General features: G+C 68.6%; 22 protein-coding genes. 14 read left to right on the plus strand and 8 right to left on the minus strand.

All coding sequences use genetic code 11. The features are described from left to right. The first annotated feature begins 58 nt into the window (after positions 1-58). Together W5W_RS16790 and W5W_RS0103680 are read left to right on the plus strand one after the other, a co-directional pair. Complete coding sequence (locus tag W5W_RS16790; protein WP_269771068.1) at positions 59-184, plus strand: hypothetical protein; 126 nt, start codon at positions 59-61, stop codon at positions 182-184. Positions 185-188: 4 nt separating this feature from the next. Further along, positions 189-1,553: a multidrug effflux MFS transporter gene (locus W5W_RS0103680; protein ID WP_017194389.1), complete on the plus strand. Its 1,365-nt coding sequence runs from the start codon at positions 189-191 to the stop codon at positions 1,551-1,553. On the opposite strand, the gene W5W_RS15565 is transcribed toward W5W_RS0103680, so the two are convergent. Together W5W_RS15565 and W5W_RS0103690 are read right to left on the minus strand one after the other, a co-directional pair. Beyond that, positions 1,472-2,008: a GNAT family N-acetyltransferase gene (locus W5W_RS15565; RefSeq protein ID WP_008730170.1), complete on the minus strand. Its 537-nt coding sequence runs from the start codon at positions 2,006-2,008 to the stop codon at positions 1,472-1,474. The genes W5W_RS0103680 and W5W_RS15565 overlap by 82 nt on opposite strands. After that, positions 2,005-2,271 carry a type II toxin-antitoxin system TacA family antitoxin gene (locus W5W_RS0103690; RefSeq protein WP_232611513.1) on the minus strand — a complete coding sequence of 89 codons (267 nt, stop codon included), beginning with the start codon at positions 2,269-2,271 and terminating at the stop codon, positions 2,005-2,007. The genes W5W_RS15565 and W5W_RS0103690 overlap by 4 nt, the downstream gene beginning before the upstream one ends. Positions 2,272-2,495: 224 nt before the next feature. On the opposite strand from W5W_RS0103690, the gene dnaK reads away from it, so the two are divergent. The 6 genes from dnaK to W5W_RS0103720 all read left to right on the plus strand — a co-directional run bounded on the left by dnaK (position 2,496) and on the right by W5W_RS0103720 (position 8,265). Beyond that, positions 2,496-4,361, plus strand: coding sequence for a molecular chaperone DnaK (dnaK, locus tag W5W_RS0103695; protein WP_017194391.1), 1,866 nt, complete (start codon positions 2,496-2,498; stop codon positions 4,359-4,361). Beyond that, positions 4,358-5,038 (plus strand): nucleotide exchange factor GrpE, encoded by a 681-nt coding sequence (locus W5W_RS0103700; protein ID WP_008730145.1) that lies wholly within the window; start codon positions 4,358-4,360, stop codon positions 5,036-5,038. Before dnaK ends, W5W_RS0103700 begins: the two co-directional genes overlap by 4 nt. A gap of 262 nt (positions 5,039-5,300) precedes the next feature. Beyond that, the gene (locus W5W_RS0103705) at positions 5,301-6,323 is read left to right on the plus strand and encodes a DnaJ C-terminal domain-containing protein (RefSeq protein WP_017194392.1); all 1,023 of its coding nucleotides are present in this window, start codon (positions 5,301-5,303) and stop codon (positions 6,321-6,323) included. After that, positions 6,320-6,856, plus strand: coding sequence for a heat shock protein transcriptional repressor HspR (locus tag W5W_RS0103710; RefSeq protein WP_017194393.1), 537 nt, complete (start codon positions 6,320-6,322; stop codon positions 6,854-6,856). The genes W5W_RS0103705 and W5W_RS0103710 overlap by 4 nt, the downstream gene beginning before the upstream one ends. A gap of 97 nt (positions 6,857-6,953) precedes the next feature. Beyond that, complete coding sequence (locus W5W_RS0103715) at positions 6,954-7,400, plus strand: hypothetical protein (protein WP_017194394.1); 447 nt, start codon at positions 6,954-6,956, stop codon at positions 7,398-7,400. A gap of 7 nt (positions 7,401-7,407) precedes the next feature. Continuing rightward, on the plus strand, positions 7,408-8,265 hold the full coding sequence (locus W5W_RS0103720) for a hypothetical protein (RefSeq protein WP_017194395.1): 858 nt from the start codon (positions 7,408-7,410) through the stop codon (positions 8,263-8,265). A gap of 111 nt (positions 8,266-8,376) precedes the next feature. On the opposite strand, the gene W5W_RS0103725 is transcribed toward W5W_RS0103720, so the two are convergent. Together W5W_RS0103725 and W5W_RS0103730 are read right to left on the minus strand one after the other, a co-directional pair. Then, positions 8,377-9,585, minus strand: a complete 1,209-nt coding sequence (locus W5W_RS0103725; RefSeq protein ID WP_017194396.1) for a sensor histidine kinase — start codon at positions 9,583-9,585, stop codon at positions 8,377-8,379. A gap of 1 nt (position 9,586) precedes the next feature. Then, positions 9,587-10,246, minus strand: coding sequence for a response regulator transcription factor (locus W5W_RS0103730; RefSeq protein WP_017194397.1), 660 nt, complete (start codon positions 10,244-10,246; stop codon positions 9,587-9,589). 292 nt (positions 10,247-10,538) lie between these two features. Between W5W_RS0103730 and W5W_RS0103735 the strand changes: the two genes are divergently transcribed. From W5W_RS0103735 to W5W_RS0103755, 5 genes are all read left to right on the plus strand, one after another. Then, the gene (locus tag W5W_RS0103735; protein WP_029574056.1) at positions 10,539-11,042 is read left to right on the plus strand and encodes a hypothetical protein; all 504 of its coding nucleotides are present in this window, start codon (positions 10,539-10,541) and stop codon (positions 11,040-11,042) included. Positions 11,043-11,080: 38 nt separating this feature from the next. Further along, a complete protein-coding gene (locus W5W_RS0103740; RefSeq protein WP_154650233.1) occupies positions 11,081-12,250 on the plus strand; it encodes a peptidoglycan-binding protein in 1,170 nt (389 codons plus the stop codon). Continuing rightward, complete coding sequence (locus tag W5W_RS0103745) at positions 12,247-12,945, plus strand: ABC transporter ATP-binding protein (protein WP_008730190.1); 699 nt, start codon at positions 12,247-12,249, stop codon at positions 12,943-12,945. Before W5W_RS0103740 ends, W5W_RS0103745 begins: the two co-directional genes overlap by 4 nt. Then, positions 12,942-14,144, plus strand: coding sequence for an ABC transporter permease (locus tag W5W_RS0103750; RefSeq protein ID WP_008730178.1), 1,203 nt, complete (start codon positions 12,942-12,944; stop codon positions 14,142-14,144). Before W5W_RS0103745 ends, W5W_RS0103750 begins: the two co-directional genes overlap by 4 nt. Before the next feature lie 422 nt (positions 14,145-14,566). Further along, positions 14,567-15,046: a GNAT family N-acetyltransferase gene (locus tag W5W_RS0103755; RefSeq protein ID WP_029574057.1), complete on the plus strand. Its 480-nt coding sequence runs from the start codon at positions 14,567-14,569 to the stop codon at positions 15,044-15,046. Positions 15,047-15,148: 102 nt separating this feature from the next. On the opposite strand, the gene W5W_RS0103760 is transcribed toward W5W_RS0103755, so the two are convergent. From W5W_RS0103760 to W5W_RS16605, 3 genes are all read right to left on the minus strand, one after another. Then, on the minus strand, positions 15,149-17,467 hold the full coding sequence (locus W5W_RS0103760) for a prolyl oligopeptidase family serine peptidase (RefSeq protein ID WP_017194401.1): 2,319 nt from the start codon (positions 17,465-17,467) through the stop codon (positions 15,149-15,151). 136 nt (positions 17,468-17,603) lie between these two features. Then, a complete protein-coding gene (locus W5W_RS0103765; RefSeq protein WP_008732529.1) occupies positions 17,604-17,786 on the minus strand; it encodes an Rv0909 family putative TA system antitoxin in 183 nt (60 codons plus the stop codon). Positions 17,787-17,941: 155 nt separating this feature from the next. Next, positions 17,942-18,079 carry a hypothetical protein gene (locus W5W_RS16605; protein ID WP_017194402.1) on the minus strand — a complete coding sequence of 46 codons (138 nt, stop codon included), beginning with the start codon at positions 18,077-18,079 and terminating at the stop codon, positions 17,942-17,944. A 9-nt stretch (positions 18,080-18,088) separates the two neighbouring features. Here W5W_RS16605 and W5W_RS0103770 point away from each other — a divergent pair, with 9 nt between their 5' ends. Continuing rightward, a complete protein-coding gene (locus W5W_RS0103770) occupies positions 18,089-19,498 on the plus strand; it encodes a DUF418 domain-containing protein (protein WP_017194403.1) in 1,410 nt (469 codons plus the stop codon). On the opposite strand, the gene W5W_RS0103775 is transcribed toward W5W_RS0103770, so the two are convergent. Next, positions 19,439-20,116, minus strand: a complete 678-nt coding sequence (locus W5W_RS0103775; protein WP_017194404.1) for a hypothetical protein — start codon at positions 20,114-20,116, stop codon at positions 19,439-19,441. The genes W5W_RS0103770 and W5W_RS0103775 overlap by 60 nt on opposite strands. Between the last annotated feature and the right edge of the window lie 117 nt (positions 20,117-20,233).

A 20,233-nucleotide genomic window follows, 5' to 3' on the forward strand; every position in this document is an offset into this window, starting at 1 on the left:
GCCGCTGCCCCGATGCGGAGGCTGCCTCAATGCGGAGCGGGCAGCTCTAATTGTCCGGATGAGCGACACTACCAGAATGGTGCTCTGTCTGGTGAGGGTCTGGCTGCCGCTGCCCCGACCTCACATGTGCGCGGCCCTGCTGAGCGTGCTCGTGGTCCACGCGCTCGTGACTGTGGTGGGCTAGGCGCATGAACAACCCTGATCCGGCCGCGCCGTCCGACGGCGGGCTGAGAACCGCTTTCCCGGCGACGATCCTCCTGGCCCTCGCCGCGCTCGCCGCTGTCGCGCCTCTGGCCACCGATGCCTACCTGCCGGCCTTCGGCCAGATGGCCGACGACCTGGGCGTCTCCGCCTCCAGCGTCCAGCTGACGATGACGACCTTCCTGGTGGGCATTGCGCTCGGGCAGCTCGGCATCGGCGTCCTGTCCGACCGGTTCGGCCGCAGGCCCCTCCTCCTGTGGGGCAGTGTGCTCGCCCTGGCCGCCAGCATCTGCTCGGCCCTGGCGCCCAGCCTCCCCTTCCTGCTCGTGGCCCGCTTCTTCCAGGGGCTCGGCGGTGCCGCCGGCATGGTCCTGGGGCGCGCCGTCATCTCCGACCGCTCCCGCGGTATCACCGCGGCCCGGGCGCTCAGCGTCGTCATGGCGATCCAAGGCATCGCCCCCGTGGTGGCCCCGATCCTCGGCGGCGTTCTCGTGGAGCTGATCGGGTGGCGCGGGATCCTCGGCGTCGTCGCCGCTTTCACGGGCCTGCTCGTCCTCATGGTCATCTTCTGGGTTCCCGAGTCCCTGCCGTCCGAGCGGCGGCACGACGGCGGCCTGAGAATCCTCCTCGACGGCACGCGCGAGCTGGCGCGAGACCACGTGCTCATGCGGCTCCTGGTCATCAACGCCCTCACCTTCGGCCTGCTCATGGCCTACCTGTCCGCCGCTCCCTTCATCCTGCGCAACGTCCTGGGCATGGGGACGGTGACCTACACCGCCGTCTTCGGCCTGTGCGGTGCCACCGTCACGGCGACGATGGCGGCAGCGGCCTCCATGGTGCGCCGCTTCCCGCAGGTCCGGCAGGTGCGCGTCGGGCTGGCCGCAGTCCTCGCCGTCGACGTCGTCTTCGCCGCGGTCTGCCTGACGCGGTTGCGCGCGCCCGTCGAAGGCGGGGAGCGGACGGTGCTGCTCGTCGTGGTCACTGCACTCTTCCTCGCGCATGTGGCCTGCCTCGGTCTGTCGCTGGGCAACGTGCCGGCGCTCGCCCTGGACCGCACCGGCCGTTGGGCCGGGACGGGCAGTGCGCTGCTCGGATTCCTCCAGTTCGTCGTGGGTGGCCTGGTCAGCCCCCTGGTGGGCTTGAGCGGGGAGGCCAGTGGTGCGGCCTTCGGCGTCGTCATCGTGGTGATCGGCGTGATCGCCAATGCGCTGGCCGCCCTCGGCCTGCACGGGCGGTCTCCTGAGGCGCCCATGGGCGCGAGCGCATGGATTCATATGAGGTGCGAGATGACGGCCGCCAACCGCCGGCGGCTGTGGCCGCGGCTCAAAGGGATGAATCCGTGGTGCTGGTAGAAGGAGGCCGCCTGATCGTCGATGGCGTCCACGACCAGGAGTCTGGCGGCGACGACGCGCCCCGCATGATCCGCGGTGCGGACCGCATGCGAGAGCAGAGCTCCGCCGACTCCTCGCCCGTGCAATCGCTGATCCACTGCCAATCGCGCCAGAAGGATGGCGGGCAGGACGGCGATCTGGCCGCGGCTCAGACGGCGGGGCAGCTCATCGGTGGTGATGGAGGTCGAGGCCAGTGAGTAGTAACCCAGGATCGGGGAGTGGCCGGCTGGTTCGGCAGTATCGGCGAGCAGCACTTGCGTGGCGGCTGTGCGCCGTCGCTGGGAGTTCCAGGCGTGCTTGTGCAGCCAGGTATCCAGCGTTGCGTAGCCGCAGGAGAAGGACGAGGCGTCGTCGTCCGCTCTCAATGGGCGGACCGACAACTGCTCGGGCGGCTCGCCAGAGGGAGGGGTCGTCACAGTCCCAGCTCGGCTGCTCGCAGGTGTGCGCGATCCATCGCCGGATTAGGGGCGGGAGGTGAGTCGAGGGCGGCCAGAAGGGCGTCGAAGGTCTCCGCGGAAACGATGACTGAGCGGGCCAGGTCGGTGAGGGCGGCATCTCGGGCGGCGGTGCGGACGTACTCGGTCACGGTGCGCCCCGAGAGGCGCGCGGCCTCCTCGATGTCCGCTTTCTCCTGGGCGGGCAATCGGAGCTCCAGCCGCGTCGTAGTCGTTGCAGTCATGGGATAAGGGTAGAGTGTACGGCATTTTGCCGGAAGCGAGCGCGAAGGTGCGTGCTGCACGTCACCCGTGCGTCTTCGGAATAGATGAGAACCCTCCGAGGTTGAGCTCACCAGACTCAAGATTGCGGCTCGCGAAGTTGACAAGGTTCAGCTCAACCACAATCCTGAGTGCATACCACTCAACCTCGACCATCGCTCCGCTAGGAGCAGTTAAGGAGCTCTACATGGCACGCGCCGTCGGTATCGACCTCGGTACCACCAACTCCGCCATCGCCGTCCTCGAGGGCGGCGAGCCCACCATCATCCCCAACGCCGAGGGCGGTCGCACCACCCCCTCCGTCGTCGCCTTCTCCAAGTCCGGCGAGGTCCTCGTCGGCGAGGTGGCCAAGCGCCAGGCCGTCACCAACGTCGACCGCACCATCTCCTCGGTCAAGCGCCACATGGGCACCGACTGGTCCGTCGAGATCGACGGTAAGAAGTACACCGCCCAGGAGATCAGCGCCCGCATCCTGGCCAAGCTCAAAACCGACGCCGAGTCCTACCTCGGCGAGTCCGTCACCAATGCGGTCATCACCGTCCCCGCCTACTTCAATGACGCCGAGCGCCAGGCCACCAAGGAGGCCGGCACCATCGCGGGCCTGACCGTGGACCGCATCGTCAACGAGCCCACCGCCGCGGCCCTCGCCTACGGCCTGGACAAGGGCAAGGAGGACGAGCTCATCCTCGTCTTCGACCTGGGCGGCGGCACCTTCGACGTCTCCCTCCTGGAGGTCGGCAAGGACGACGACGGCTTCTCCACCATCCAGGTGCGCGCCACCAACGGCGACAACCGCCTGGGCGGCGACGACTGGGACGCCCGCATCGTCGACTGGCTCGTCAAGCAGGTCAAGGACAAGAACGGCGTCGACCTGTCCAAGGACAAGATCGCCATGCAGCGCCTCAAGGACGCCGCCGAGCAGGCCAAGAAGGAGCTCTCCTCCGCGACGAGCACCAACATCAACCTGCAGTACCTGTCCATGAGCGAGGCCGGCCCGATCCACCTCGACGAGAAGCTCACCCGCTCCCACTTCGAGGAGATGACCGCCGACCTCCTGGAGCGCACCAAGGTCCCCTTCCACAACGTCATCAAGGACGCCGGGGTCAAGGTCTCCGACATCGACCACGTCATCTTGGTGGGCGGCTCCACCCGCATGCCCGCCGTCTCCGAGGTCGTGCGCGAGCTGACCGGCAAGGAGCCCAACAAGGGCGTCAACCCCGACGAGGTCGTCGCCATCGGCGCCGCCCTCCAGGCCGGCGTCATCCAGGGCGACCGCAAGGATGTCCTGCTCATCGACGTCACCCCCCTGTCCCTCGGCATCGAGACCAAGGGCGGCGTCATGACCAAGCTCATCGAGCGCAACACGGCCATCCCGACCAAGCGGAGCGAGGTCTTCTCCACCGCCGAGGACAACCAGTCCTCCGTGCTCATCCAGGTCTACCAGGGCGAGCGCGAGTTCGCCCGCGACAACAAGCCGCTGGGCACCTTCGAGCTGACTGGCATCGCCCCGGCCCCGCGCGGAATTCCGCAGATCGAGGTCTCCTTCGACATCGACGCCAACGGCATCGTCCACGTCTCCGCCAAGGACCGCGGTACCGGCAAGGAGCAGTCCATGACCATCTCCGGCGGCTCGGCCCTCCCCAAGGAGGACATCGACCGCATGGTCAAGGAGGCCGAGGCCCACGCCGAGGAGGACAAGAAGCGCCGCGAGGACGCCGAGACCCGCAACTCCGCCGAGCAGCAGGCCTACTCCGTCGAGAAGCTCCTGAAGGACAACAAGGACAAGCTGCCCGAGTCCGTCCACTCGGAGGTCTCCGGCGCCGTTGACGGGCTCAAGAAGGCGCTCGAGGGCGAGGACATCGAGCCGGTCAAGACCGCTCAGGAGAAGCTGAACGAGGTCGCCCAGAAGATCGGCGAGGCCCTCTACCAGCACGAGCAGGCCGAGCAGCAGACTCAGCAGGCTCAGTCCTCCGCGGGCGCCTCCTCCGAGGCCCCGGCCGAGGACGATGACATCGTCGATGCCGAGATCATCGACGACGAGGACTCCAAGTGAGCCCCGAGGGCACCGGCCGCGAGGACGGCGGGGACGACGAGCGAGTCGACCCCGCCCTGGCGGATGCCGTCGAGTCCGCCTTCGACGGCGTCGTGCTGGACGAGTCTGGCAACCCGGTCGCTCCTGCGGGGGCGGCCGGGGAGGCCGGCGGCTCTGAGAAGGCTGAGAAGGCCGGGGAGGCTGAGGCTGCCGGGTCCCCCGAGTCGGAATCTTCTGAGCCGTCAGAGCTCGAGCGGGCTCGCGCCGAGGCGGCGCAGGCGGCCGACGACCTGGCTCGTGCCCGCGCGGACCTCTACAACCTCCAGCAGGAGTACCAGGGGTTCGTGCGCCGCTCCCGCGAGAGTGCCGCCGGGCACCGCGAGACCGGGCAGGCGGCTGTTGTCGAGGCCCTCATTCCGGTCCTCGACGAGATCGAGCTGGCCCGCCAGCACGGGGACCTCACCGGCACCTTCGAGACCACCGCGGGCAAGCTCGAGACGGTTCTGGCCGACAAGTTCGGTCTGGTGCGCTTCGGCGAGGCGGGTGAGACCTTCGACCCGACGATTCATGAGGCCCTCATGGCCACCGAGTCGGACGAGGTCGACGAGCCGTCCATCGCGATGGTTCTCCAGCCCGGCTACCGGCTCGGCGAGCGGATCGTTCGCGCCGCCCGCGTCCAGGTCGCCAACCCCGCCTGATCCGGCGGCCCCGGCTGATCCGGCGGCCCCGGCCGATTCAGCGGCCTCGGGCTCCCGGACGCCAGGGCTCCCGGGGCGGGCCTCAACGCCGAGATCGGTCGAGTTCCGCACCGAGATCGGTCGCAACCCGCGCCGAGATCGGTCCACTTCCGCGCCGAGATCGGTCCGACGCCGGAGGCATCGGGGATCGCCCCGTCCAGCATCCGCATTCGCACGAAAGACAGATATCACGACCACCACCCAGACAAGGAGGAGGTGACCCATGGCCAGCCAGGACTGGATGACCAAGGACTTCTACGCGGTCCTCGGCGTCGCCAAGGACGCCGACTCCGCAGCCATCAAGAAGGCATACAGAAACCTAGCCAAGAAGTACCACCCGGATCGCAACCCCGATGACGCCGCCGCGGCCGAGAAGTTCAAGGAGATCGGGGAGGCCTACGCGGTCCTGTCCGACTCCAAGGAGCGCGAGCAGTACGACGCCATCCGCTCAATGGCCGGCGGCGGGGCCCGTTTCACCCCCGGCGCCGACGGCGGCGGCGCCGGCTTCGAGGACATCTTCTCCTCGATGTTCGGCGGCGGGGGCGGCAACGTCCGCTTCTCCACCTCGGGCGGCGCCGAGCCCGACATCGATGAGCTCCTGCGCCAGTTCGGTGCCGCCGGCGGCGGTGCCGGGGGGTACGGCGGGAGACGAGCCCGCAGCCCCTTCGGCTTCGGGGGCTTCGGCTCCCAGCCAGAGCCCATTAAGGGCCCCGATGTCGTCACCAGCGCGACCCTGTCGCTGCGCGACGCCGTGGCCGGCACCACCGTCGAGTTGGTCGCCGACGGGCGGACCATGACGGTGCGCATTCCCGCGGGCGTGCACAGCGGTCAGAAGATCCGCCTGCGTGGAAAGGGGCGCCCCGGTCGCAATGGCGGTGAGTCCGGCGACATGGTCGTCACCATCACCGTTGACAAGCACCCCGTCTACTCCATCGACGGCGCCAACCTGCGCATGGACCTGCCCGTCACTCTCAAGGAGGCGGCGCTGGGCGCGACCGTCGAGGTGCCGCTCCTGGACGGGACGACCACGCGCATCAAGATCAAGCCGTGCACCTCCTCGGGCACGGTGATGCGGGTGCGCGGCAAGGGGATCGCCACCTCCAAGAAGACCGGCGATCTACTCGTCACCGTGCAGGTGGCCGTGCCCCGAAAGCTCTCGCGCGCCGCCAAGGAGGCTCTCGAGGCCTTCGACAGCGCTATGGAGTCCGATCCTCGCGCCTCGCTGGCCCAAGAGGCGTCGGCGTGAGCCCGAGGCACCGGGCTAGTCGGGCTGGTCGCGCTGGTCGTGCCGGTCAGGGCGTCGACTTCCTGGCCGACGACGCCGCCGAGCGCGCCGTCTACGTCATCTCGGTGGCCGCCGAGCTGGCCGGCATGCATCCGCAGACGCTGCGCCAGTACGACCGCCTCGGGTTGGTCAGCCCCGCCCGCACCTCCGGGCAGGGCCGGCGCTACTCCCACCGCGACGTCGAGCAGCTGCGGCGCGTCCAGGCGCTGAGCCAGGACGGTGTCAACCTCGAGGGGATTCGGCGTATCCTCGAGCTCGAGCGTCGTCTGGAAGACCTTGAGCGCGAGAACCGCGCCCTGCGACTGCGTCAGGCTGCTGCCGAGCGCGTGTTCGCCGCTGCCGCCGACGGCGAGGTCCAGGTCGTGCCCGCCCGTAGCGGTCGGGTGGTCCAGGGCCGTGCAGCTCAGCGTGCGGAGGCGCCGACCGCCGGTGCGTTCGGCCAGGGACGGAAGGCGACTCCTCCGGGCAGCGCCATCGTCCTGCGCCGCATGTGAGCCGTACCCGGCCGAAACCAGAACGTGATCCGTTGCCCGGCGCCTGTCGGCCCGTGACTATAGTGGTCGAGTACTCCCAACACTAAGGAAGTTCGTCATGACACAGCCTCCCAATCCCGGACAGCCTTACATCCCTCCCGCCTCTGCGCCGTCGGCCCCGGGCACCTACAACCCGCAGCAGTTCGCCGCCCCGCAGAACCCTCAGTACGCCCCGGTGGGTGCAGCGCCCCAGCAGCCCGGCCCGGTTCCGGGCGGTGACTCGCTCTTCACCAACCTGTTCGACGTCACCCGCACCTTCGCCTCCAAGTACGGCACCATTGTCATGATCGTGGGCACCATCGGCTTCGCCCTGTCGTGGCTCTACGGGGCCTACAACGCGGGCGCAACATCTTTTTCTATCTCCGGTCCTGACTTCGATTTCGGCAGGTTCCTCATTTATCTCTTGGTGAACGCCCCCTGGGTCTGCCTCGAGATTCTGGGGATGCGTGTCGTGCTCGAGATCGCGGCGAAGAGCGGTGGCCCGACGGGCGGCCGCCAGTTCTGAGGCTCGCGTGGCGCGCTACGAAACCGAAGACGGCGAGCCCCGCTACGGCAAGCGCTTGAGCCCCGAGGAGCTGGAGGCCTATCTGTACGAGCAGAGGGTCCAGTCTCCTGCGGAGCCGCCCCCGAACTCCGACTGGTCGTCCGAGTCCCGGGCGTCGTCATACGGGGCATCGGCTGATGAAGCTCGAGAAGGCCGCAAGAAAGAGGGCAGAGAGAACAAAGAGGGCTCAGAATCGGATCCCTTCGTGCGGGCGTCGGGAGGCAGTGCCGTCCGGCTGGCGGACCCCCTGCCGCCTGTGAGCGAGAGCGCCGCCCTGGGCTACACGGGATACGCGGGGTTCGGCACAGGTTTCGGCACGCGCCCCCGCACGGTGCGGCGTCCTTGGCGCATGTCGGTCATCGGCCTGGTGCTGATGCTCGTGGTGCCCCTGGTTCTCACTTTCACGGCCCTCTCCATCGTTTTCGACAGCGCCAGCGGACCGGGCGCCCCGCTGGGCAATGCCGGCACGGTGTACCTGGAGCAGGGCTCCACCTCCGCCCTGTACACCTCAACATCCGGCAAATCGACAACCGACTGCACCGTCACCGGCTCGGACGGCAGCACTGTCTCCCTGACACCGCTGACCGAAGAACTGCCCTACGGCTCCTTCGACGCTCCCGGGACGGGAACCTTCACGGTGACCTGTCCGGGAGGGACCGACGACGTCATCATCGGCCCGCCCCTCAAGCCCGCTCGCCTGCCCTTGTTCCAAGTCCTCATGCTGACTGTCGTGGTGTCCGGAGTAGTGGGCCTGGGGGTGACCATGGTCGGTGCGGTCCGTCTCCTGCGCTATCGCGCAGTCGAGCGACGCATGAATGCGCGCTGAGGGATCGTGAGGACGCTCCCGAGAACCCTCCGATAGAGAACCCTCCGATACTGAGCGCCGCACTGCGCGTTGGGCCGGCTCTCCTCGGGAGGGCCGGCCCAACGTCGTTCTTCAGGCGCCGGGAGCATCCTCGTGCGGCTCAAGGGCGTCGTCGGTGCCGGCGCGCACGGGCAGATCGAGGACCGCGGTCAGGCCGCCCGAGGAGTTCGCGGACAGCTCCAGAGCACCGCCGTGAGCGGCTGCGACCGCGGAGACGATGGCCAGGCCCAGGCCGTGCCCGTCTCCGCGGGTTCGCCCCCGGCCGGCTCCGCGGACGAAGGGCTCGCGCAGGGACTCCAGCCGTTCCTCGGGGATGGGCGAGCCGTCGTTGGACAGCCGCAGCCGCACCCGGTCGCCCGCGTAAGCCAGCTCGATCTCGACGCCGCCATCCGGGACGTTGTGCCGCACCGCGTTGCGCAGCAGGTTGGAGACGGCCTGGCGGAGCAGCACCGGGTCCCCCTCCAGGACGGCGACATCGCCGGGGGCCTCGGGCAGGGTCACCCTCCGCTCTGTGGCCTCCGGGGCGAGCTGGGCCAGCACCGTTGCCACCACGTCGGCCAGATCCACCTCCTCCCGGTAGATGTCCCCCGATTGGGCCTCCGCCAGGTCGAGCAGGGCATCGACGGTCTCGACGTTCGCCTGGTTGGTCTCTCGCAGCCGCTCCGCCAGGGACCGCAGTTGCTCCGCGGAGGCATTGGGATCGGCCAGGGTTACGTCGATCATCGTCCGGGCCGTCGCCAGCGGCGTGCGCAGTTCATGCGAGGCGTTCGCCGCGAAGCGGCGGTAGGTGGCCAGGGAGGATTCCAGGGAATCGAGCATGTGATCGTAGGTGTTGGCCAGGTCGCGGATCTCGTCGCGGGGGCCCGTCAGCGCCAGGCGCCGGCTGAGGTCGCCGGAGGCGGCCTGTCTGGCGGCCTCGTTCATAGTCGACAGCGGGGCGAGCATGCGGCCGGCCACCACCCAGCCGACCGCACCGGACAGCAGAGCCAGCAGGGCGAGCACTCCCAGGGAGATCGCGAGCATTCGGTTGAGGAACTCGGACATGAGGGTGATCTGCAGGTAGATGTCGCCGTCGTCCCCGTCGATGCCCGTCGTCTCCTCGGGAATGGCCACCTGGAAGCGGCTCATGTACAGGTAGACCAGGGCGATGAGGACGGCGCCCGATCCGGTCACCAGACCCGCGTAGGTCAGGGTGAGCCGAGCCCGAATGGTCAGCCTGCGGGACCTGGGACTCTGCGCCGCCGGTGATGCGGGCGGGCTGCTGGAGGTGGGCCGCGGCATCTCAGTCCCCGAAGCGGTATCCGGCGCCGGGGACGGTCTGGATGACCCAGGGCTGACCGAGGCGCTTGCGCAGATGGGAGATCGTCACCCGCATCGTGTTCGAGAAAGGGTCCGCGTTCGCGTCCCAGGCCTTCTCCAGGATCGTCTCGGCGCTGAGAACCCCGCCGTCGGCCTCCATGAGCAGCTGCAGGACGGCGAACTCCTTGGGGCTCAGACGCACGAAGTGCCCGTCGCGCGAGACCTCCCGGCGGAAGGGATCCAGCCGCACTCCGCGGGATTCCAGGACGGGGCCGCGCGCCGGCTGACTGCGCCGCTCCAGAGCGCGCAGCCGGACCACGAGCTCAGGGAACTCGAAGGGCTTGACGAGGTAGTCATCCGCCCCGAGTTCGAAGCCTTCGACGCGTTCACGCAGGGAGCGGGCCGCGGTGAGCATGAGGACGCGCACCTCCGGGTGCTCGCGGGCCAGGCGGTTGCAGACCTCGTCGCCGTGGACGCCGGGCAGGTCCCGGTCCAGAACGACGACGTCGTAGTCGGCGATCTCCACCTGGGCCAGCGCTTCGGCGCCGTCCCCCACGACGTCCACCGCCATCGTCTCGCGACGCAGCCCCACGGCTATCGCATCGGCGAGATAGGACTCGTCCTCGACCACCAGTACGCGCACGTCATCGACCTCCCGGGTTTCCGCTTTCTGCAGCCTTCTGCATTTCCCAGCCGCTCTCACGGCCCCTTCCAGGGCGCCCGCCGGCGGCCGCCCACGCGCCAACGATAGGGGAGAGGGGGTTAAAACCCGCATAAGGATTTTTCTAAAGGCTCTTGCAACGCCGGCTCCGCTGAGATTGTGCCCGGCCCCGGAAGGACCGGGGGCGATTGGCCGGCCGCCCCGGATATCGGGAGATCGGCCGTGCAAGAGCTCAAGGGCTCGGGAATCCAAGGAACTTTTAAGGAGAACTTCGATGAGGAACGGCAGGACGAGGATGCTTGCAGCAGTGGCGAGCGTGGTCTGCGCACTCGGCATGGTCACCGCGTGCGGGGGCGGGAAGTCAACCGACGCCGCCGATGCCTCCGCCGCCAGTGCGACCGGCTCCGCCGAGGACTACACCCTCAAGTTCAACCAATGTCTGCGCGACGCTGGGTTCAACGTGTCCGACTCCGACGAGGGTAAGGACATCCGCACTCAGGACGTGGGCGGTGACGCGGCCGCCTTCAACACCGCCGTCGAGGACTGCGAGAAGAAGCTCGGCCCGCCGCCCGGGGCCAGCACCCAGAATCCCGACGACCCCGAGATCCTCCAGTCGAGCATTGCTCTCGCCGAGTGCCTGCGCAATGAGGGCTACGACGTCAAGGATCCCGAGCCCGGCAAGGGCCTGTCCATTGACGTGGGCACGATTCCCCAGGAGGCCATCGAGAAATGCGCGGCTTCGGCCGCCCCCTCCTCGGCCTCCGAGGGGGATCAGTGAGCCTCCGGCGTCGGGCTCGCGGTTCGGGGAATGACCCCGTGTCCCCCACCGAGGGCGGCGACACGGGCAGCACGGACGGCATGAATAGCCCGGCCGATGTGGAGGCTCCGAAGAAGGGCCCTGCTCGCCCGACCCGTCGCCTGCTCCTCGGAGCCGGAGCCGTCCTCCTTCTGGCCGGAGCGGGAGCGGGCACGGCGGCGGCAACGGGAATCCTGCCAGGCCGGGCCGACAAGGGTGACGACAAGTCCGAGGCCTTCACCGGCACGACCGAGGAGATCACCCGTGGCACCCTCCAGGGCGAGACGAGCGCCGCCGGCACCCTGCGCTTCTCCGATTCCCATGTGCTCCGCTCCGGTTTCGAGGGCGTGGTCACCTGGTTGCCCGCGGCCGGCACCGTGCTTCACGCCGGTGATCGGCTCTACGATGCCGGAGGCGAGTCCTCCTACCTCATGCACGGATCCATCCCGGCCTGGCGCGCCTTCGAGGACGGCATGAGCAAGGGCAGCGATATCCAGCAGCTCCAGAGCGCCCTGCAGGGCCTGGGCTACTTCACCCGCGAGCCGGACGGCACCTTCGGGTGGTGGACCATCAGGGCCATCAGGGCCTGGCAGAAGGACATGAGCCTCGAGCAGACCGGGGCCATTCCCCTGGGGCGGATCGTCTTCGCTCCGGATGACCTGCGCGTGGGCTCCATCAAGTCCCGCGTGGGCGACAAGACCGCCGTCGAGGGCGATCTCTACGACGTCACCTCCACCGCTCAGGTGGTGGACGTGAACATCAAGCTCGCCGATCAGCAGCTCGGCGTCGTCGGCAATAAGGTCACTCTGCACCTGCCCGGTGCCGTTGATACCACCGGCACCATCTCCTCCGTGGGCACTCCCACGGAGAAGAGCGGTTCGGGCGACTCCAAGGAGAAGGAGCGCGTCATACCCGTGACCATCGTCCCCGACGATGCCTCGGTCACCGCCGACTTCCAGGAGGTCTCGGTCACCGTTGGCCTGCCCAGCGAGAAGCGCGAGAACGTCCTGTCCGTGCCCGTGGGGGCGCTCGTCGCCCTGAGTCCGGAGCAGTTCGGCGTGGAGGTGGTCCAGGACGACAACACGACGACGAGGATTCCGGTGACCACCGGGCTCTTCGCCGCCGGTCGGGTCGAGATCTCGGGCGAGGGCCTGGCAGAGGGACAACGCGTGGTGGTGCCGCAGCGATGAGCCGCATCCTGTCTCTGCGCGACGTTCACCGTACCTATGGGGAGCCGCCCGTCGCCGCCTGCGCCGGAATCAGCCTGGATATCGACCGCGGCGAGTTCGTCGCCGTCGTCGGCCCCTCCGGCTCCGGCAAATCGACTCTGCTCAACCTCATCGGCACCCTCGATCGGCCCAGTTCGGGACGCGTCGAGATCGACGGTCTCGATGTCGCCGGCCTGACGGACCCGGAGCTGTCAGCCGTGCGCGCACGACGCATCGGCTTCGTCTTCCAGCAGTTCCATCTGTCGGACGGCATGACGGCGATCGACAACGTCGCCGACGGCCTGCTCTATCTGGGAGTGCCGCGTGCCGAGCGGCGCAGGCGCGCCGAGGCGGCCCTGCGCCGCGTGGGGCTCGAGCGCCGTCTGCGTCATCGCCCGCACCAGCTCTCCGGCGGAGAGCGTCAGCGCGTCGCCATCGCCCGCGCCGTCGTCGGGGATCCGCCCCTGCTCCTGGCGGACGAGCCGACCGGCAACCTCGATTCGGTCTCCGGGGCCTCGATCGTCGAGCTCCTTCACGAGCTGCACGAGCAGGGCACGACGGTCGTCGTCATCACCCACGACAACGACCTGGCGGCCGAGCTGCCGCGGCGCGTCGCCATTCGGGACGGGAAGATCGTCTCCGACTCCGCGATCGGCACGACGGAGGAGGCCGCATGAGCTCGACGACGATGCGCCCGGGACGCTCGCACCTGCGCCCGACCGACGTCCTGCGCCTGGCCGGGACGGGCCTGCGCGCCCGGCCCATGCGAGCCTTCCTGTCCGCCCTGGGCATCGCCATCGGCATCGCGGCCATGATCGCGGTGGTCGGCGTGTCCACGTCGAGCCGGGCCCAGCTCACTGCTCAGCTCGAATCCCTGGGCACCAACATGCTCACTCTCACCCCGGGCTCCGACCTGACCGGCACAGAGGTCAAGTTCCCCGACGACGCCGTCGGACGGGTCGGCACGATCGACGGCGTCCAGCAGTCGAGCTCGACCTCGCTGGTCAAGGTCTCCGTCTACCGCAGCTACCTGAGCGACAAGGAGGCGACCGGCGGCATCTCTACTCTCGTGGCCGATGAGAACCTGCTCGACGTCGTCGCCGGCGAGGTGAGCACGGGATCCTGGCTCAATCAGGCCACGTCCTCGTATCCGGCAACCGTGCTCGGAGCGGCCGCCGCCCGGCGACTGGGCGTGGTGGAACCGGGAACTCAGGTGTGGCTCGGCGGGACCTCCTTCACCGTGGTCGGGATCCTTCAGCCCTCGGTGCTGGCCCCCGAGCTCGATAACGCGGCGCTCATCGGGGCGTCGGTGGCCAAGCAGCTGTTCGACTACGCGGGCAACCCGACGACGATCTACGAGCGCAGCGCCGATAGCGCCGTCGAGAGGGTGAGGAGCCTCCTGGGTCCCACGGTCCTGCCGCAGTCGCCCGGGGCCGTCAAGATCTCGAGGCCCTCGGACGCGCTGGCGGCCAAGAACGCCGCGGACAAGGCCTTCACCAGCCTATTGACGGGAGTCGGCTCGATCGCCCTGGTCGTGGGCGGGATCGGAGTGGCCAACACCATGATCATCTCGGTGCTGGAGCGGCGCCGTGAGATCGGGCTGAGGCGCGCCCTGGGGGCCATGCGCAGCCACATCCTCGTCCAGTTCCTCGCTGAGGCGCTGCTTCTGGCGGGACTGGGTGGTGCATTGGGCTGCGTCCTGGGAATCGGGGTGACCGCCGGGGCGGCCGCAATCAACGACTGGCCCTTCGCCCTGCCGCCGCTCGTCATTGCGGCGGGTCTGGGGGTCACGATCCTTATCGGGGCGGTGGCGGGTCTGTACCCGGCGGTGCGGGCGGCCCGTACGCCCCCGACGGCGGCCCTCAACGCCCAGTAGGGCCGGGAAGTCGGGAAGAAGAGACGTCCGGTCTCCGCGGTTCGGTCCAGGTACCCACATGATGGGGGCCGCGGAGTTTCACCGAGTAGAAAGGAGGTTGTAGAGCACAGCGAGCCGTCGGGCACATGTATCAGGGGTATGTGCCCGACGGCTCCTGTGCTTCTTGTTCTCCCGCCGAGATCGGTAGTACTCCGCGCCGAGATCGGTAGTACTCCGCGCCGAGATCGGTCCGGTTCCGGCTCGAGATCGGTCGCAACTCGCGTCGAGATCGGTTCAGCCGGTTCGCCGGCCCCGATGACGCGCCGTCGGACGCTCGTCGTCGGCAATGGGCCCGACTGCTCGGCATATTCGGATGGCTCGCGCAGTTCGACCTCAGCGGAGAGTTCTGCTCTTCTAGTCCTCTTGAGGCCGACGGTAGGTTCGTGAGTGTGAATGATGCTGTTGTTGTCAGACGAGCGACCGTATTCGACGTCGGCGCCCTGGTGGCGCTGCGCGCGGAGATGTTCCGTGTCACGGGGACGGCGATGACGGATGGTCGATGGCGGAGCAATGCGCATCGATGGTTCACCGAACGGGTGAAGAACCCGATATACGGGATCTTCGTCGTGCAGGCGGGCCAGGATGTCGTGGCGTGCGCGATGGGGGCGGTTCGTGACGCCGCGCCGTCGCCCGAGGTTCCCGACGGCCGTGATGTGCTGGTCAGCAACGTGTGCACTTTCCCTGCTCATCGCGGTCATGGATATGGCAAGCGGGCTTTCGAGGCGGTGATGAGATGGGCCGTCTCGACGGGTATCGGTCGAGCCGAACTCATGGCGACGGAGGCGGGGCGGGGAATGTACGAGCAGACCGGTTTCGTGACCAATCGATTCGCTGCCATGCGCGCCGACCTGCGAACGTATTGAGGTCGGTATCCCGGTGCGGACGTGAACCGATCTCGGCGCGGACGTGAACCGATCTCGAGCCGGAGTTCGACCGATCTCGGCGAAGGGGAGGGAGGGGCGCGATCAGCTCAGGACTCGCCGGGCGAAGTCGTAGGTCAGGGCGCTCATGAAGGCCCGCTGCGCATTGGTCGAAGCCCGGCCGTGCCCGCCCTCGGAGTTCTCGAAGTACGTCACCGCCTGCCCCAGGCTCTCCAGTCGATGAGCCATGGTGCGCGCATGCGCCGGATGGACGCGGTCGTCCCGGGTCGAGGTCACCAGAAGCACCGGCGGGTAGTCGCGCCCCTCCTCCAACAGGTGGAAGGGGGAGAAGGACCGGATGAACTCCCATTGGGCCGGGTCGTCGGGGTCGCCGTACTCGGCCTTCCAAGAAGCGCCCGCCAACAGGTGGGTGTAACGGCTCATGTCCAGCAACGGCACTTCGCACACCACCGCCCCGATCAGGTCCGGGTACTGGGCGAGCATGTTGCCCACGAGCAGACCGCCGTTGGAGCCCCCGTGCACGGCCAGCCGCCCTGGCGCGGTCACGCCCCGCTCACTCAGCGACCGGGCGACCGCCGCGAAGTCCTCGTAGACGCGGTGCCGATGCTCCTTCAGCCCGGCGCGGTGCCAGGCGGGCCCGTACTCCCCGCCCCCGCGGATATTCGCGATCACGTAGGTGCCGCCCTGCTCCAGCCACGCCTTGCCGATCACCGACAGATAGCCGATCCCCAGCGGCACCTCGAAGCCCCCATAGCCGTACAGAATCGTCGGCCCCGGCACGGCTCGCCCCTCGGCGTCCACGGCCGGGCGCCCGACCTGGAAATAGGGCACACGCGTCCCGTCCGCGCTCACCGCCACGTGCTGGCTGGCTTCTATGCCGGTCGCGTCGAAGCGCTCCGGGGCGGCGCGCAGCACCTCGACGTCGGTCAGTGCGCCGTCGGCCTGGAGCGCACCCGTCATGAGGGTGGTGGGTCGAGTGAAGGACGACGTCGTCAGCCATAGCCGGTCGCCCTCGCGCCCATCGACGGCGGTGGCGCTGACCTCGATCAAGGGGCGGCCAGGGCGCAGAGCGCTCGGATCCTCGAGCGCGGCGGTGGCGGTAGGGTCGCAGACGCTCCCGGTGTCGGACTCCGATTCGGCGAGCACGCTCAGATCCAGCGGGCGGCGAGCCCATCGGCTCGCGCCGGTTCGCGGAGGCGTGAGCACCTCCAGGGCGGTCACGCAGTCGTCGAGCATGGTCAGGACCAGATGGCGGGCGGTCACGGTGAAGCCGATCAAGCAGGCCGACGGCGTCGGGGCGAACAGAGTCTCGAAGGCGCGCTCGCCGGCCAGGAAGTCATCCAGAGGTGCGGCCAGCAGCGAGCCGGCCGTGTGAACGGCGCCCGCGATCTCCCAGTCCTCGCGCAGACTGACCAGGAGCCAGTCCCAGGCTGCGGTGACCTCGGCGGAGGCGGGCACGTCGATGTGCACGGCCCCTGGCGCCACCGTCGTGCCGGCATCCGCCAAGGCGCTCGGCCCCGACGATGCCGGAAGCGTCTGAGCGCCGTCGGGCAGTAGCCACAGCTCTTCGGTGTAGAAGTCGGGGCGCGTGAGCAGCCAGGTGCGACCCCAGCGGTCGCGGTGCGCCCAGGCGCCGTCATCGTCGGCTGCGGCGGTGAGCAGGACCTCCCCCTCGGACAGAGACTGGCCGCGCCGCAGCCGCCTGATCTGGCGCGGATATCCGGCGGGGGACAGCGAGCCCTCGCCGAGGTCGGCGATCGCCAGTACCGAACTGCCCTCGTCGTCCGCCCATGACAGCGATCCCTTGGAGGACTCGCGGTGGAAACCGCCTTCGGCGGGTGGGATGAAGCGCCCGGTATCGAGGTCCAGCTCACGGGTGACATCGGCGTCCGAGCCGCCGTCGGACAGAGCCACGAGGGCGCGCCTGCCGGCCAGCGGGCCGGTGCGCAGGACCCGGGCGCCGTGCCACACCCAGGTGACGCCCTCGGCCTTGCCGAGCGCGTCGAGGTCGAGCAGCACCTCCCACTGCGTGCCGTCCTCGGCGGCAGTCGCGTCGGTTTGAGCAGCCGCGTCGGCGCCCGCCCGGCCGGGAGCGCCTGCGAGATAGGAGTCCCATGTGGTGCGGCGCCACAGCCCGCGCGGGTGATCGGCGTCGGTCCAGAAGTTGTAGAGCAGGCCGTCCGCCTGCCCGACGCCGGGAATGCGATCGGGCGAGTCGAGAATCGCCTCGATCTGAGTCCGCAGGGTCTCGAAGCGCTGGCTCCCATCGACGACCATGCGGGTGGCGGCGTTGTGCTCGGCGACCCAGGCGAGTGCGCGCTCGCCCTCGATCTCGTCGAGCCAGGAGGGCACGGGCGGCAGGTCGGGTTGAGCGGCGTCGTCATTGGTTCTCGGGACGGTCATGGAAGCATTCTCGTCCAAACAGACATTTTCGAACGAGATCGACGGTGCCACCGTCGATCTCGTTCGAAAATGTCTATCTCGACAGGCTTGACCCAGCGGGATCGCGCAGCCGGTTCGCTCTTGTGCTCTCCCGGGCTCAGGCGTTGCCGAGTTTGGAGTCGGCGGCGTCGCGTGCGGTCTCGACCTGGGAATCGAATTTGCCCCCGGTCGCTTTCTTGGCGGCGTCGGCGGCCTTGTCGAGAGCCTGATCGGTCACGGCCTCGGCCTTGTCGGAGCCGAGGGCTTCGCCGGCCTTGCTCGTCAGGTCACCAATTCCCATGAGGGTTTCCTTTCGTCGTGGTGCGCGGTATCTCCCGGCACCGGTTCCGCCCCAGCATGGCATGCGGTTGCGGACGCTGCGAATCCCGCGAATCACGAATTGATGCATATTGGTGCATGTCGCGCAAGGCTGCTCGTATTGCGCTCGTCGGCTCGTCAGTTCGTCGGTCCTTCACCGGTGAGCACGCCGTCCGCATCCGACCGGAGGAGGACTTGGATCGCAGGGGCGCCGTCCCAGCGGATGACAGGGGCGCCGTCCCAATGAACGAGGCACTCCCATATGAATTCGATCACGATTGCCTCATGGCTTTTCCCTCGCGTGCTGCAACCCCTGTTCCTCCTGAGCTGGCCAGCGCCAGCTCCTTCACCGGTGCGAGGTCGGTGCGCCATCCGGCGCCGGATGTGGCGCGCGGTTTCATGCTCCTGCTGATCGCCCTGGCGAACGTGTCACAGAACTGGCTCATTTACCTGCCCGCGCCTGCCGAGCAGTCGGCGGTCGATCGCGTAGTGGAGGTGGTGCGGGCCTGTTTGGTCGAGAACCGCGCCTACCCATTGTTCGCCATGCTGTTCGGCTTCGGGATCATGACCATGGCCTCGCGGCGCATTGAGGCCGACGTGAGCAGGGCGGCCGAACGGGCCGACCGGGAACCGGCCCTGAGAGCCGTGCTCGCCGACCCCGCAGCGCGTGCGACATGGGAGGAGGCCGTGCGTGCCGACGCCACGGCCGATGCCCGGCGCCTGGTGCGCCGTCGGGGATTGTGGATGCTTCTGTTCGGCGCGGTGCACAGCGTGATCTTCAACGGCGACGTCATCGGGTCCTATGGGCTCATCGCCGTGCTGCTGGCGGGCGTGCTCGTGCATCGCAGAAAGACCTGGATGAGCGTCGTCGGCGGTGTCACGGCACTGCTCGGCGTGTGGACCGCAGTCAAGGTGGGAATATCCCTCGAGAGTGCGAGCGGCTCGGGGGTTGACATGCTCAGCAGGGAGGGCGTGCGCTCAACGTTCAGCGCATGGTATCCATTGAGCAATCTGACACGGTGGCCGGTCGGGACAGTGGTCTTCCTCTTCACCTCCTACGCGGTCGTCTGCGTCCTTATCGGTGCGCGTTTGGCCGACTCCGACCTCCTGTCGCATCCGGATCGGCATCGCGGTCGGCTCCTGGGCGGTGGAGTCGCGGGGATACTTGTCGGAGCCGTAGGGGCGGTACCCCTGCTCATGCTCATGCACGGGTCGCTTCCGCTGCACCTCGGGGGCGCCGCGATCGCCGTCTACTCCCTGTCCGGCATAGCGGGTGCCTTCGGGTGGCTGTGCCTGCTGGCCACATGGGCGGGGCCGGGCCGCCCGGAGCCGCTCCGTGGCGCGCGCTGGGTGCTGGCCGCCGTGGGGAGGCGATCCATGACCGCGTATGTGGGCCAGTCCGTTCTGTTCCTCGGAACCTTCTTGATTCTGTCGAGCCTGGATGTCGAGGCGACGGAGGCGGCGATTGGAGTCGGTGTCGCTGTTCTGGTCTGGGTGGCGCTGGCGGCGTTCTGCGTCGTGCTCGAGCGTTCCGGGCGCACTCGCGGGCCGCTCGAGGTGCTGTTGAGGAGAGCGGTGGCGAATACGGCCCGCCGTCGTCCTCCACTGGGGGAGGGCGCCCTGGAGAGCGCCCTGTCAGGAGGACAGGGTGGACATGATGACGTCGGTCAGCTCCCGGGTGCGGGAGGCGTCTGAGGTGGACAGCGTGAGGCTCGTCCAGCCGCCACCGCTGTCCGGTGTGACGATGGCGGCGCTCTGCATCGTGGTTCCCTGAATGGTCGAGGTGAAGGTCATGACGGCGGCCTCCCCGAGTTCGGTCTCAGAGGTGGAGTATTCGCCGGGTGTGCCGCCCCGCGCCTTGATCAGTGAGGACATCATGTCCTCGGTCGGCAGGAAGGCGATCTGCTCCACGGGTATGGCGAACAGGTGCTCGGGGACTCCGTCGTTCGTCTTGGGGGCGGCTGCAGCCAGCTCGATGGCCGGCAACGACTGGCTCCCCTGGCCGTCAGGGTCCTGCGTGCCGGTGGGCAGGGGGATGTTCTGATCGTCTCCGCTGAACACCTGCCAGTTCTCGGGAACGGCGAAGGAGATCATCGACGAGGGGGTTGTGACTGTCTGGTAGCCGTCGGGCGCGTCCTTGCCGGACCCTGCCGTCGGGGCGGTGCTCTGCGTGTCCGTTGAGTCGGTTTCCTGCGCTGAGGAGGTCTCCTGATCGGAGGAGCTGTTCTGGATGCGGATCAGGGAGCATGCCGTCAGTGAGGCGGACAGGAGTGCTGCTGCGACGACGGCGGTCGCGCGGTGGAAGGTCTTCATGATCGTCTCCTGACGTCGCAGAGGGAGGGACTCGTACAGTACGCGACAATCCTTGGACCGGTGCTGGGGAGAAGTCCCCGGATTGGCGCGGGCCGGTTCACCGGCCCGCGCCAATCC

This window comes from Actinomyces massiliensis 4401292 (assembly GCF_000269805.1).
In the GTDB taxonomy this organism is placed as follows: Bacteria; Actinomycetota; Actinomycetes; order Actinomycetales; family Actinomycetaceae; genus Actinomyces; species Actinomyces massiliensis.

Bases quoted from the DNA above. Each gene is read 5' to 3' on its own strand.
- W5W_RS0103680 (WP_017194389.1), top strand. From the start codon at position 189: ATGAACAACCCTGATCCGGCCGCGCCGTCCGACGGCGGGCTGAGAACC.
- W5W_RS0103725 (WP_017194396.1), bottom strand. From the start codon at position 9,585: ATGCCGCGGCCCACCTCCAGCAGCCCGCCCGCATCACCGGCGGCGCAG.
- W5W_RS0103770 (WP_017194403.1), top strand. From the start codon at position 18,089: ATGGCTTTTCCCTCGCGTGCTGCAACCCCTGTTCCTCCTGAGCTGGCC.
- W5W_RS0103745 (WP_008730190.1), top strand. From the start codon at position 12,247: ATGAGCCGCATCCTGTCTCTGCGCGACGTTCACCGTACCTATGGGGAG.
- W5W_RS16790 (WP_269771068.1), top strand. From the start codon at position 59: ATGAGCGACACTACCAGAATGGTGCTCTGTCTGGTGAGGGTCTGGCTG.
- W5W_RS0103760 (WP_017194401.1), bottom strand. From the start codon at position 17,467: ATGACCGTCCCGAGAACCAATGACGACGCCGCTCAACCCGACCTGCCG.
- W5W_RS0103735 (WP_029574056.1), top strand. From the start codon at position 10,539: ATGAGGAACGGCAGGACGAGGATGCTTGCAGCAGTGGCGAGCGTGGTC.
- W5W_RS0103705 (WP_017194392.1), top strand. From the start codon at position 5,301: ATGGCCAGCCAGGACTGGATGACCAAGGACTTCTACGCGGTCCTCGGC.
- W5W_RS0103690 (WP_232611513.1), bottom strand. From the start codon at position 2,271: ATGACTGCAACGACTACGACGCGGCTGGAGCTCCGATTGCCCGCCCAG.
- dnaK (WP_017194391.1), top strand. From the start codon at position 2,496: ATGGCACGCGCCGTCGGTATCGACCTCGGTACCACCAACTCCGCCATC.
- W5W_RS0103775 (WP_017194404.1), bottom strand. From the start codon at position 20,116: ATGAAGACCTTCCACCGCGCGACCGCCGTCGTCGCAGCAGCACTCCTG.
- W5W_RS0103765 (WP_008732529.1), bottom strand. From the start codon at position 17,786: ATGGGAATTGGTGACCTGACGAGCAAGGCCGGCGAAGCCCTCGGCTCC.
- W5W_RS0103715 (WP_017194394.1), top strand. From the start codon at position 6,954: ATGACACAGCCTCCCAATCCCGGACAGCCTTACATCCCTCCCGCCTCT.
- W5W_RS0103750 (WP_008730178.1), top strand. From the start codon at position 12,942: ATGAGCTCGACGACGATGCGCCCGGGACGCTCGCACCTGCGCCCGACC.